We start from the raw sequence: 11,721 nt of genomic DNA, 5'->3' as shown, positions 1-11,721 counted from the left end.
TTGGCCGGAGCCTTCTTGGCCGGAGCCTTGGTGGCAACCGTCTTCTTGGCTGCGGTCTTGGCCGGAGCCTTCTTGGCGGGAGCCTTCGCGGCAACCGTCTTCTTGGCTGCGGTCTTGGCCGGAGCCTTCTTGGCCGGAGCCTTCTTGGCTGCGGTCTTCTTGGCAGCAGCCTTCTTGGCTGCAGCCTTGGTGGCCGGTGCTGCTACGCCACGCTTGACTGCCGGGCCGGTGGCCGGAAGCTTCTGTCCACCAGCGATAACAGCCTTGAACTGCGCACCCGGACGGAAAGCCGGAACCGACGTCGGCTTGACCTTGACGGTCTCGCCCGTACGCGGGTTGCGTGCAACACGTGCTGCACGACGACGCTGCTCGAAGACTCCGAAGCCGGTGATGGTCACGCTCTCGCCACGGTGGACGGCGCGGACGATGGTGTCCACGACGTGCTCCACTGCGTCGGTCGCTGTGCGCCTGTCCGAACCCAGCTTTTCAGTCAGAACATCGATGAGCTCTGCCTTGTTCATTGAAATTCCTCCGCTAATTGTGGTCCACCGTCGGACCGACTGAGAACCACGGTAAACCTGATAACGGCAAGAGTCTATGTGCCACGCCAATTCTCATTCAACGTGACTGCGAAATGGTGACCTATTTCTCTTCCCGCGCGGAGTTGCGGATTTCGGTTCAGCCCTGCGAAATTCGGGCTGGAAGGGTAGTCGGTTTCCATGAAGGCCTTGACTTTTCGAACTCGGAAATCGCGTCTACCTGCCGCAATGTCAGTCCGATGTCGTCGAGACCCTCCAGCAGACGCCACCGTGTGTAGTCGTCAATATTGAACGGCACCACCGTAGTTCCGGCGCTGACGGTCCGATTCTCGAGATCTACTGTCAATTCCAATCCGGGCTGCTCTTCGAGCAACTTCCAGAGCAATTCGACGTCGCTCTGCTCGACCTGTGCCGCTACGAGACCGGCTTTTCCGGCGTTTCCGCGGAAGATGTCGGCGAACCGGGAAGCAATGACGACCCGAAATCCGAAGTCGGAGAGAGCCCACACGGCATGCTCACGCGAAGAGCCCGTGCCGAAATCGGGACCGGCCACGAGGACACTTCCCTTGTCGTACGGAGCCAGATTGAGAATGAAGTTGGGGTCGGTACGCCAGCCTGCGAACAGCCCGTCCTCGAATCCGGTGCGCGTCACCCGTTTCAGGTACACGGCAGGGATGATCTGGTCGGTATCGACATTCGAGCGTCGCAGCGGGACGCCGATACCCTTGTGCGTGGTAAAGGATTCCATCGAAATTCTCCTCGAGATGGTAAGTGGGTCAGACCAGATCGGCCGGTGCCGAGAGCGTTCCGCGGACCGCCGTGGCAGCCGCGACGAGCGGGGAAACCAGATGGGTCCGGCCGCCTTTACCCTGTCGGCCTTCGAAATTCCGGTTGGACGTCGATGCCGAACGCTCGCCGGGAGCAAGCTGGTCAGGGTTCATTCCCAAGCACATCGAGCAACCGGCCTGGCGCCATTCAGCCCCTGCCGCTGTGAAGATTTCACCGAGACCTTCGCTTTCGGCTTGAGCCCGCACCCGCATCGAGCCGGGAACGATGAGCATCCGAACGCCCTCTGCGACATGGCGACCCTCGAGCACCTCCGCCACTGCGCGCAGGTCTTCGATGCGTCCGTTGGTGCACGAACCGACGAACACGGTGTCGACAGAAACATCCCGAAGCGGCATACCGGCGTCGAGACCCATGTAGGTGAGCGCCTTCTCGGCTGCCTGACGCTCGCTCTCGTCGACGATCAGTTCGGGATCAGGCACACGGTCGCCGAGCGGCGCACCCTGTCCCGGATTGGTTCCCCACGTGACGAAAGGCGTCAATGCGCTTGCGTCGATGTGAACCTCGTTGTCGAATTCCGCGCTCTCGTCGGTCTTGAGCAACTCCCACGCGGCGACGGCTTCGTCCCACTCTGCGCCGGACGGTGCATGCGGACGGCCCTTGATGAACTCGTAAGTGGTCTCGTCCGGTGCGATCATGCCCGCGCGGGCTCCGGCCTCGATCGACATGTTGCAGATGGTCATACGAGCTTCCATCGACAGTTTGCGAATGGCCTCGCCGCGGTACTCCAGTACGTAGCCCTGGCCGCCGCCGGTGCCGATCTTGGCGATGACTGCCAGGATCAAGTCCTTGCTCGTGACGCCGGGAGGCAGCTCGCCGTCGACCGTGATCGCCATGGTCTTGAAGGGGCGCAACGACAATGTCTGCGTTGCCATCACATGCTCGACCTCGCTGGTGCCGATTCCCATTGCGAGCGCACCGAATGCGCCGTGCGTCGACGTATGACTGTCGCCGCACACCACGGTGGTTCCGGGCTGCGTCAGGCCGAGCTGCGGTCCGACCACATGCACGATGCCTTGGTCGAGATCGCCCATGCGGTGCAAGCGAACTCCGAACTCCTCGCAATTTCGGCGCAAGGTGTCGACCTGAGTCTTGGACACAGGATCTGCGATCGGCTTGTCGATGTCGATCGTCGGAACGTTGTGGTCCTCGGTGGCGATCGTCAGGTCGGGACGGCGCAACTGGCGTCCCGCCAGGCGAAGTCCGTCGAATGCCTGGGGGCTCGTCACTTCGTGAACGAGGTGGAGATCGATGTAGATGAGGTCGGGATCCTGCCCCTCCCCTTTCACGACAACGTGGTCGTCCCACACCTTCTCGGCGAGAGTGCGTGCTTTCTGTGCCATGTCTTCCACCTCTGTACGTAGCCTCGCGTCGGCGGACTACGGGCTGGCCCGCCGCGCGTGAAGTAGGTCCCCAGCCTTCACAGCAGATGCAGACTGTCCCGAGGAAATGCGCTATCCCTCCAGGAAATGCGGTAGCATCCCACTATGCGAGAAACTGGTATCGACCTATGAGACAGCATAGCGGCATCGGCGTCCTGGACAAAGCAATGGGCGTGCTTCATGCAGTAGCTGAGGAACCGTGCAGCCTCACCGAACTCTGTGCACGAACCGGTTTGCCGCGCGCGACCGCCCATAGACTCGCCGTCGGTCTCGAAGTCCATCGACTCCTCACTCGCGACTCGGACGGTCAGTGGTGCCCAGGGCCCGGACTCGCCGAACTCGCTGCCACCGCTAATGATCCACTCATTGCTGCGGCCGGACTCATCCTCCCCCGCCTTCGCGAAATCACCGGCGAAAGCGTCCAGCTGTACCGTCGCGAAGGCACACAACGCATCTGCGTCGCGTCGATGGAACCACCGACCGGCCTGCGTGACACGGTGCTCGTCGGAGCCCGACTGCCGATGAACGCCGGATCCGGCGCCAAGGTCCTTCTCGCATGGGCAGATCCACAAACCCAACGGACCGTCCTCGCCGATGCGTCGTTCGGCGAACGAGTGCTCCTCGAGGTTCGCCGGCGCGGCTGGGCACAGAGCGCGGCCGAACGTGAGCCCGGTGTCGCCAGCGTCGCGGCTCCCGTCCGAGACTCGGCAGGCGCTGTCATTGCCGCGATTTCGGTCTCCGGCCCCATCGATCGGATGGGTAGACGACCGGGAGCCCGCTGGGCGGCGGACCTTCTCGCAGCTGCCGAAGCGCTCCACAAGCGTCTGTAATTCGTGACACAGTAAGGCCTTCAGATCCTCGAGCACGTAGGAGTACGACGCGACCATGGCAGGAAAGCAGCGTAGTCAGATCACGATGACCGAGGCCGAAATCTCGAGCTTCGTCGAAAAGAGCCGTACGGCAACGATGGCGACGTTGAGCGCCGACGGAATGCCTCACCTGATCGCGATGTGGTTCGCGATAGTCGACGGCGAAATCTGGTTCGAGACCAAAGCCAAGTCGCAGAAGGCCGTCAATCTTCGCCGGGACGCCCGAATGTCCGTCCTGATCGAAGACGGTCAGACGTACGACACGCTCCGAGGAGTCTCGATGGAGGGTACCGGGGTCATCGTCGAAGATCCGGAAGCCCTCTTCGCTGTGGGAATCAGCGTCTGGGAGCGGTACACGGGCCCGTACACCGACGATCTCCGCCCGGCCGTCGACGCGATGCTCCACAAGCGCGTCGCGGTACGGTTCGTTCCCGATCGAACTCGTTCGTGGGATCACCGCAAGCTCGGGATGCCTGCGATGCCTCTTTCCGGCTCTACCGCACCGCCGCCGCAGCCCTGAGGTTCGTGAGCGGAAAAATCACGAGCAATCGAATTCGGGCCGGCGTAGTTTCACCAACAGGCCCAACAACAAGGAGTGAGCATATGAGCGATCTCGACAGCAACACCCCGTCCGAACCCGAATCCCAATCGGAGGAAACCAAACGAAAGTTCCGTGAGGCCCTCGAACGGAAGAATCATCAGAACGCCAAATCGACCGACCATCGCGACGGACAGTCCAAGGTCCACAACACGCATGGCCCGGCCGATCACAAGCGAGAGTTCCGCCGTAAGAGCGGATAACCGATCGCGGACAACAGAGTGAGATGACGATCACCCCCAGTCGAATTCGACTGGGGGTGATCGTTTTTCGCATCGCCGGAAACATTTCCCGCACATACGAAAAGACCCCCCGATCAATGATCGGAGGGTCTTTCCTTTGTAGCCCCGACGGGATTCGAACCCGCGCTACCGCCTTGAGAGGGCGGCGTCCTAGGCCGCTAGACGACGGGGCCAGGACACGCTTTTAAACGTGGTATTTCAGTCTTGCTCTTGGATGCTCAGCAAGCTTAGCTTGTCTGAGTCCGGCCACAAAATCGACCGGATTTCCGCTGGGGTACCAGGACTCGAACCTAGAATGGCGGTACCAGAAACCGCTGTGTTGCCAATTACACCATACCCCAAGGTCTTGCTCACCAGCCTTGCTCGATCCGCTTCGCTGTTGTGCTCGGCGGCTCGTCTCCGGCCGAAAAGAAGATTACCAGTACCCCTGCCCCAAATACCAAATCGTATGGTCACAGGAGGTTTTTGCTTCATTTTCGGCCGGAAGACCGTCCGATCTAGGCGGTTACCGCTGCCCTACCGGCGCGCAACCGAGCGAGCGAGACCTCACGACCGAGCAATTCCATCGACTCGTACAGCGGAGGGCTGATGTGAGAGCCCGTGATCGCGACCCGAACCGGAGCGAAGGCCTTACGCGGTTTGAGCTCCAGATCCTCGATGAGGGCCTTCTTGAGTGCTTCCTCGATACTGGCCGCCGACCACTCTGAGATGGCATCGAGCGCCGCAAGAGACGCGTCCAGAACCGGACCGGCATCTTCCTTCAAGTTCTTTGCCGTCGCGGCCGGATCGAGAGCAAACGACGCCTCGTCGACGAACAGGAATTTCAGCAGATCCCACGCGTCGGACAGGACGACGATGCGCGTCTGCACGAGGTCCGCCGCAACAGTGAACGTCGCTTCGTCGACGTCGGCGCCGATGTGTCCGTGCTCCACCAGGAACGACTTCAGACGACCGGCGAAGTCGGCCGGCTCGAGCAGACGAATGTGCTCGGCATTGATCGCGTCGGCCTTCTTCTGGTCGAAGCGGGCAGGATTGGAGTTGACCTTGGAGACGTCGAAGGCCGCAACCATCTCGTCGAGCGAGAAGACATCGTGATCGTCGGCGATGCTCCACCCGAGCAGAGCCAGGTAGTTCAGCAATCCCTCGGGAATGAAGCCCCGATCGCGGTGGATGAAGAGGTTGGACTCGGGATCGCGCTTGGAAAGCTTCTTGTTGCCCTGACCCATCACGAAAGGCAAGTGCCCGAACGACGGTGTGAAATCGGCGACACCGATACGAATCAATGCCTCGTACAACGCGAGCTGACGCGGAGTCGAGGACAGCAGATCTTCGCCGCGCAGTACATGGGTGATCTTCATCAACGCGTCGTCGACCGGGTTGACCAAGGTGTACAGCGGAATGCCGTTGCCGCGAGTCAGCGCGAAGTCCGGAACGGTGCCTGCCCTGAACGTGGTCTCGCCCCGCACCAGGTCGTTCCAGGTCAGATCATGATCGGGCATCCGGAGGCGGACAACGGGCTTGCGCCCCTCGGCGATGTAGGCAGCGCGCTGCTCGTCGCTGAGCTCGCGATCGAAGTTGTCGTATCCGAGCTTCGGATCGCGTCCGGCCGCCTTGTGTCGCGCTTCGACCTCCTCGTTCGTCGAGTAGGACTCGTAGGCCTCGCCCGCGGCCAGCAACTTGGCAACAACGTCGAGATGCAGGTCGCGACGCTCGGACTGGCGATACGGTGCGTGCGGCCCACCGACCTCCGGGCCTTCGTCCCAATTGAGCCCCAACCAGCGGAGGGCGTCGAGGATGGCCTGGTAGGACTCTTCACTGTCGCGCTGCGCATCGGTGTCTTCGATACGGAACACGAATGTGCCGCCGTGGTGTCGTGCGAATGCCCAGTTGAACAAGGCGGTGCGCACCAAACCCACGTGCGGGGTTCCGGTGGGTGACGGACAGAAACGGACGCGTACTTCGCTGTTGGTCATGGCTCACTTGGCTCGGCGATGATGGATGGTCGTACTACAGGTTAGTCCGGCAGCCCTTCCTCCATCCGGCCGATCACTTACCCGGCAGGACGTTGATGCGTGTCATGTCGCCGTCGTAGTAGGCCAGCAGTCGCTTGTCCATGACCTTTCGCCACAGCGGCGGCACCCACGCGCAGACGATCATGACTGCGTAACCCGCTGGAAGTTGCGGCGCTTCGGCCGCACTTCGCAGGCTCTGGTACCGCAGACGCGGATTCGCGTGATGGTCGCTGTGACGCTGAAGTTGATAGAGGAACAGATTGCTGACGACGTGGTCGCTGTTCCAGCTGTCCTCGGGCGAGCACCGGACGTACGAGCCGTCAGGCCGCTTCGCACGTAGCAAGCCGTAGTGCTCGAGATAGTTGGCGGTCTCGAGGAACGTGAAGCCTGCAATTGCCTGAACGGCGAGCCACGGCGCAATTTCCCAGCCGAACGCGGCGATCAGACTGCCGAACAGAACCACACTCATCGCCCACGCGTTCAGGATGTTGTTGCGGTAACTCCACGTCCGTCTCCCCTGACGCCTCAGACGAGCGCTTTCAATCCGCCATCCCGAGCGCAGGCCGCCGATGACGCTGCGAGGCAAGAAGAACCAGAAGTTTTCCTTGTACCGCGAGCTGGCCGGATCCTCCGGCGTCGCGACGCGGACGTGATGACCATGGTTGTGTTCGACGTAGAAATGGCCGTAGAAGGACTGCGCGAGCGCTACTTTCGCGAGCCACTTCTCGAGCTTCTCACTCTTGTGCCCCAATTCATGCGCCGCGTTGATCCCCACACCGGCAACCACGCCGGCAGTCATCGCGAGCGCGAACTTCTCCCCCGCCGCCATCGGCGCGTTCACCCAACACCACGCGACGAACACCAGCCCGACGTATTGGAGGGGCAGGAACAAGTACGTGCACCAGCGGTAGAAACGATCCTCTTGCAATTCAGGGATCGCTTCGTCCGGTGGGCTGTTACCGTCCTCGCCCGCCAGGAGATCGATCAGGGGAATGACGATGACGATCAGCCACGCCCCGATGGCCCAGAAGAGCCCGAGACTGAATTTGTCGACCAGGAACCACGCAGCGAACGGGCTGAGAGGAACCAGCAAACCCAGTGGCCACAGGTAGCGCTTCTTGTCTCGCCACACCGGCCGCTGCCCGTTCCGCGCTTGCCCTGCCGCTGTCCGGGAGGCTTCCGCGAAGGTCGTCATGTATCACCACGTTTCTGCGCAATCCACTCGATTGCCCCATCGGCTTCTATCCAGTTATCGGTCACCCTACTGCTCAGCGTTACATTTCAGGGAATTTGGTCTGTTACGGGCCGCGACAGCAAACCGTATGGCGAACTCTCCCAACCTGGCCAAATCCGACATAACGCCAGGAGGATCAGAGGCGAAGCTTCGCCTGGGTCATGAAACCCGCAGGTCAGTCCCGGAGCCTGATTTCTTCGAGTCGGTTGGCAATCCCGATCAATCCACTGGCGATAGTTACCATCTTGCAACTTTTCTGCGACAGACACCTCTCGACCTCACACCACGACGGAGGCCCCATCCGGTTGGATGGGGCCTCCGTAGTCGCGTGACTGAACGAACCGGGTCAGGATCAGCTCTTGGCGGTCACCGGGTTCGTGAGCGTGCCGATCCCCGAGACCGTGACCGACACGGAATCGCCGTCGACGATCTGGCCTACTCCGGCGGGGGTGCCGGTGAGGATGACGTCGCCAGGCAAGAGAGTCATCACCGCCGAGATCCACTCGATGATCTTCGGAATGTCGTGGAGGAGAAAAGCCGTGCTGCTGTCCTGCTTGACCTGACCGTTCACCTCGGTCTTGATGTCGACGTCGGACGCATCCAGACTGGTTTCGATCCAGGGGCCGAGTGGGCAGAAAGTGTCGTGGCCCTTCGCGCGCGTCCACTGCCCGTCGTGACGCTGATGATCTCGCGCCGACACGTCGTTGGCGATCGTGTAACCGAGGACCACGCTCAACGCCTTCGCCGCCGGAACGTCCTTGCACGGTTGACCGATGACGACCGCGAGTTCACCCTCGAAGTGCACCTCGTTCGAGGTGGGAGGCAAGACGATCGGGGCACCCGGGCCAACTATGGACGTGTTGGGCTTGAGGAAGATCACGGGGTCCGCGGGAGCCTCTCCGCCCATCTCCGCGATGTGATCTGCATAATTCTTGCCGATGCAGATCACCTTGCTGGCGAGAATCGGAGCCAGCAGACGGACATCGGCGAGCGGCCAACTTCGGCCGGTAAATGTGGGGTTCCCGAACGGGTGCTCCGCAATTTCCTTGGCGACGAGGGCATCCTCTTCACCTTCGATACTGACGAACGCAACACCATCGGGACTGGCAATTCGACCAAGACGCATGCCGGCCAGTCTATCGGGGTGCCGGAAACGACTGACGCGCGCAAGCCGAAAGGCTCACGCGCGTCAGTCTCGTGAAAGAATTCCTTACAGCGCTGCAGTGATCCGGTCGCCGATCTCCGTTGTGGAGATGGGACCTTCGCCGCGGGTAGCCAGGTCGGCAGCGACCACAGCCTCTACCCGAGCGGCGTCGTCCTCGCGTCCGAGATGGCGAAGAAGCAGTGCGGCCGAGAGGATCGCGGCGGTGGGATCAGCGATTCCCTTGCCGGCGATGTCCGGAGCACTGCCGTGAACGGGCTCGAACATCGACGGGTTGGTACCCGAGGCATCGATGTTTCCGCTTGCGGCCAAACCGATGCCACCGGTTACGGCGCCGGCGAGGTCGGTGATGATGTCACCGAAGAGGTTGTCCGTGACGATCACGTCGAAGCGCGACGGGTCGGTGACCATGTAGATCGTGGCCGCGTCGATGTGGCAGTACGCGGTTTCGACGTCCGGGAACTCGGCACCGACGGTCTCGATTGCACGCGTCCAGATTGCGCCCGCGTTGGAGAGCACGTTGGTCTTGTGAATCAAGGTGAGGTGCTTGGACCGGGTCTGCGCCAAGGCAAATGCGTAACGCACCACGCGCTCGGCCCCGAACCAGGTGTTGATCGACACCTCGGTTGCGATCTCGTGATCGGTGCCGACGCGGATCGCTCCACCGTTTCCGGTGTACGGACCCTCGGTGCCTTCACGAACCACGACGAAGTCGATCTCCGGCTGGGCCGCCAACGGCGACAGCGCACCCGGATACAGCTGTGCGGGGCGAAGATTCACGTGATGATCGAGCTGGAAGCGCATGTTCAGCAGCAGACCACGCTCGAGGATGCCGGGTGCGACGATCCGCGGATCACCGATGGCGCCCAACAGGATTGCGTCGTGCTGACGAATCTGGTCCAGCTCGTCCGCCGGGAGCAACTCGCCGGTGGCGTTGTAGCGACGGGCACCGAGATCGTATTCGGTGGTTTCCAGATCCGGAACCAACTTGCCGAGCACCTTGAGCGCTTCGGCTGTGACCTCGACGCCGATTCCGTCACCCGGAATGACCGCAAGCTTCATGGAGTCCTCATCTCAGTAGAACTGTGCGCCTTTATCAACCGCGGGCGGTTGATAAAGGCGCACAGCAAAAACAATCAGGAAAGGTCGACCTGGGCGACGCGAGCGTCGAGCTGCGAGACGATTGCCTCGACCTCGGCGTCACCGACGACGCGATCGACGCGCAAGATGACAGTTGCGCCTTCGCCTTCGGCATCCTGGCTCAGTGCTGCTGCGAGGATGTCGACGCCCGCGTTTCCGAGGACGGTGCCGAGGACACCGAGAACGCCCGGGCGATCGCTGTAGTGAACGACGATGTTGTGGCCCTCGGCGCGCAGGTCGAAGCTGCGTCCGTTGATGTTGACGATCTTCTCGACCTGCTGCAGACCGGTGAGTGCGCCCGTGACCGACGTGACCGTGCCGTCGGCGGCAACTGCACGCACCTCGACCGCGCTGCGGTGAGCAAGAGCCTCCGAGTGCTTCTCGACCGACACGGTCACGCCGCGCTGCTCGGCCAGTGCCGGAGCGTTGACGAACGTGACGGCCTCATCGCTGCTGGCGGAGAACACGCCGCGCAGTGCAGCCAGGCCGAGGATGTCGACGGTTTCGGCAGACAGCTCGCCGGTGGCGACAACCTGCACGGTCTGCACAGCTTCGGGCGACAACGTCGCAGCGAGGAGACCGAGCTTGCGGACGAGCTCGAGCCACGGAGCAACTTCTTCGCCCACGGGGCCGCCGGAGACGTTGACAGCCTCGGGAACGAATTCGCCTGCCAGAGCGAGGAGAACACTCTTGGCCACGTCGATGCCTGCGCGGTCCTGAGCCTCGGACGTCGATGCTCCGAGGTGCGGGGTGACAACGACGTTGTCGAGCTCGAAAAGCTTGGAATCGGTGCACGGCTCGGTGCTGAACACGTCGAGACCGGCGCCTCGGACCTTGCCGGAGACGAGTGCGTCGTAGAGCGCATCTTCGTCGATCAGACCACCGCGAGCGGCGTTGACGATGATGACGCCGTCCTTGGCCTTGGCGAGGCGCTCGGCGTTGATCAGGCCGGCCGTTTCCTTGGTCTTGGGCAGGTGCACGGAGATGAAGTCGGCACGCTCGACGAGCTCGTCGATGGTGACCAGTTCGATGCCGAGCTGCGCTGCGCGCGCTGCGGGCAGGTAGGGGTCGTACGCGATGATCGTGGTCTCGAACGCAGCGAGACGCTGCGCGAAGAGCTGGCCGATGCGGCCGAGTCCGACAACGCCGACGGTCTTGCCGAGGATCTCGACGCCGTTGAACTTGCTTCGCTTCCAGGTGTTCTCACGCAGAGTCTTGTCTGCTGCGGGAATCTGGCGAGCGGTCGACATGAGGAGCGCGACAGCGTGCTCGGCAGCGGAGTGAATATTGGAGGTCGGTGCGTTGACGACCATAACGCCGCGCTCGGTAGCTGCGGGGATCTCGACGTTGTCCAGGCCGACACCGGCGCGGCCGATGATCTTCAGCTTGGTGCCGGCAGCCAGAACCTCGGCGTCGACGGTAGTGGCGGAACGGACGAGAATCGCGTCGGCCTCGGGTACCGCGGCGAGCAGCGCCGGGCGGTCGGGTCCGTCGACCCAACGCACCTCCACACCGTCACCGAGCGCCTCGACTGTGGACGGCGCGAGCTTGTCGGCGATCAGAACAACGGGACGGCCAGGCTGGCTCACGTGCAAACTCCCTGATTAGGTGGGTGTGAAGGTGGTTTAACCACCGATAGTTTAGTGCGCGCTCACTTGGAATCCACAACGCGGTAGGCAATACCACATAGTGGACAC

Annotated in this window: 11 protein-coding genes and 2 tRNA genes; 3 read left to right on the top strand and 10 right to left on the bottom strand. The window is 62.2% G+C overall.

Features of this window, described 5'->3' with window-relative positions:
• The 3 genes from AC1Q6C_RS22510 to leuC form a co-directional block, all read right to left on the bottom strand.
• Nucleotides 1-521, bottom strand: a 521-nt coding sequence (locus AC1Q6C_RS22510) for an HU family DNA-binding protein (protein WP_492666816.1), incomplete at its 3' end; no start/stop codon positions are given.
• A gap of 157 nt (nt 522-678) precedes the next feature.
• Nucleotides 679-1,287: a 3-isopropylmalate dehydratase small subunit gene (gene leuD / locus AC1Q6C_RS22505; RefSeq protein ID WP_003944724.1), complete on the bottom strand. Its 609-nt coding sequence runs from the start codon at nt 1,285-1,287 to the stop codon at nt 679-681.
• 28 nt (nt 1,288-1,315) lie between these two features.
• The gene (gene leuC, locus AC1Q6C_RS22500; protein WP_230359753.1) at nt 1,316-2,737 is read right to left on the bottom strand and encodes a 3-isopropylmalate dehydratase large subunit; all 1,422 of its coding nucleotides are present in this window, start codon (nt 2,735-2,737) and stop codon (nt 1,316-1,318) included.
• Nucleotides 2,738-2,895: 158 nt separating this feature from the next.
• On the opposite strand from leuC, the gene AC1Q6C_RS22495 reads away from it, so the two are divergent.
• From AC1Q6C_RS22495 to AC1Q6C_RS22485, 3 genes are all read left to right on the top strand, one after another.
• The gene (locus AC1Q6C_RS22495; RefSeq protein ID WP_007729342.1) at nt 2,896-3,597 is read left to right on the top strand and encodes an IclR family transcriptional regulator; all 702 of its coding nucleotides are present in this window, start codon (nt 2,896-2,898) and stop codon (nt 3,595-3,597) included.
• 55 nt (nt 3,598-3,652) lie between these two features.
• Complete coding sequence (locus AC1Q6C_RS22490) at nt 3,653-4,156, top strand: pyridoxamine 5'-phosphate oxidase family protein (protein WP_003944740.1); 504 nt, start codon at nt 3,653-3,655, stop codon at nt 4,154-4,156.
• A gap of 83 nt (nt 4,157-4,239) precedes the next feature.
• Complete coding sequence (locus AC1Q6C_RS22485; RefSeq protein ID WP_007729345.1) at nt 4,240-4,437, top strand: DUF5302 domain-containing protein; 198 nt, start codon at nt 4,240-4,242, stop codon at nt 4,435-4,437.
• 139 nt (nt 4,438-4,576) lie between these two features.
• Here the strand turns inward: AC1Q6C_RS22485 and AC1Q6C_RS22480 are convergent.
• The 7 genes from AC1Q6C_RS22480 to serA all read right to left on the bottom strand — a co-directional run bounded on the left by AC1Q6C_RS22480 (nt 4,577) and on the right by serA (nt 11,613).
• A tRNA-Glu gene (locus AC1Q6C_RS22480) sits at nt 4,577-4,649 on the bottom strand.
• 96 nt (nt 4,650-4,745) lie between these two features.
• A tRNA-Gln gene (locus AC1Q6C_RS22475) sits at nt 4,746-4,817 on the bottom strand.
• Nucleotides 4,818-4,973: 156 nt separating this feature from the next.
• Complete coding sequence (gltX, locus tag AC1Q6C_RS22470; protein WP_230359752.1) at nt 4,974-6,449, bottom strand: glutamate--tRNA ligase; 1,476 nt, start codon at nt 6,447-6,449, stop codon at nt 4,974-4,976.
• 73 nt (nt 6,450-6,522) lie between these two features.
• Complete coding sequence (locus tag AC1Q6C_RS22465) at nt 6,523-7,683, bottom strand: alkane 1-monooxygenase (protein ID WP_030535413.1); 1,161 nt, start codon at nt 7,681-7,683, stop codon at nt 6,523-6,525.
• 391 nt (nt 7,684-8,074) lie between these two features.
• Nucleotides 8,075-8,848, bottom strand: a complete 774-nt coding sequence (locus tag AC1Q6C_RS22460) for a fumarylacetoacetate hydrolase family protein (protein ID WP_230359751.1) — start codon at nt 8,846-8,848, stop codon at nt 8,075-8,077.
• A gap of 84 nt (nt 8,849-8,932) precedes the next feature.
• Entirely contained in the window at nt 8,933-9,946 is a 1,014-nt protein-coding gene (locus tag AC1Q6C_RS22455; RefSeq protein WP_003944691.1) for a 3-isopropylmalate dehydrogenase, read from the bottom strand.
• A gap of 74 nt (nt 9,947-10,020) precedes the next feature.
• Nucleotides 10,021-11,613, bottom strand: a complete 1,593-nt coding sequence (serA, locus tag AC1Q6C_RS22450) for a phosphoglycerate dehydrogenase (protein WP_003944758.1) — start codon at nt 11,611-11,613, stop codon at nt 10,021-10,023.
• Between the last annotated feature and the right edge of the window lie 108 nt (nt 11,614-11,721).

The sequence above is a fragment of the Rhodococcus sp. MT28 genome (assembly GCF_058792695.1).
This window is presented reverse-complemented; position numbering and strand designations above follow the sequence as displayed.

Excerpts from the sequence above, each read along its gene's own strand:
- leuD (WP_003944724.1), bottom strand. The coding sequence starts at position 1,287 with ATGGAATCCTTTACCACGCACAAGGGTATCGGCGTCCCGCTGCGACGC.
- AC1Q6C_RS22495 (WP_007729342.1), top strand. The coding sequence starts at position 2,896 with ATGAGACAGCATAGCGGCATCGGCGTCCTGGACAAAGCAATGGGCGTG.
- AC1Q6C_RS22490 (WP_003944740.1), top strand. The coding sequence starts at position 3,653 with ATGGCAGGAAAGCAGCGTAGTCAGATCACGATGACCGAGGCCGAAATC.
- AC1Q6C_RS22485 (WP_007729345.1), top strand. The coding sequence starts at position 4,240 with ATGAGCGATCTCGACAGCAACACCCCGTCCGAACCCGAATCCCAATCG.
- gltX (WP_230359752.1), bottom strand. The coding sequence starts at position 6,449 with ATGACCAACAGCGAAGTACGCGTCCGTTTCTGTCCGTCACCCACCGGA.
- AC1Q6C_RS22465 (WP_030535413.1), bottom strand. The coding sequence starts at position 7,683 with ATGACGACCTTCGCGGAAGCCTCCCGGACAGCGGCAGGGCAAGCGCGG.
- AC1Q6C_RS22460 (WP_230359751.1), bottom strand. The coding sequence starts at position 8,848 with ATGCGTCTTGGTCGAATTGCCAGTCCCGATGGTGTTGCGTTCGTCAGT.
- AC1Q6C_RS22455 (WP_003944691.1), bottom strand. The coding sequence starts at position 9,946 with ATGAAGCTTGCGGTCATTCCGGGTGACGGAATCGGCGTCGAGGTCACA.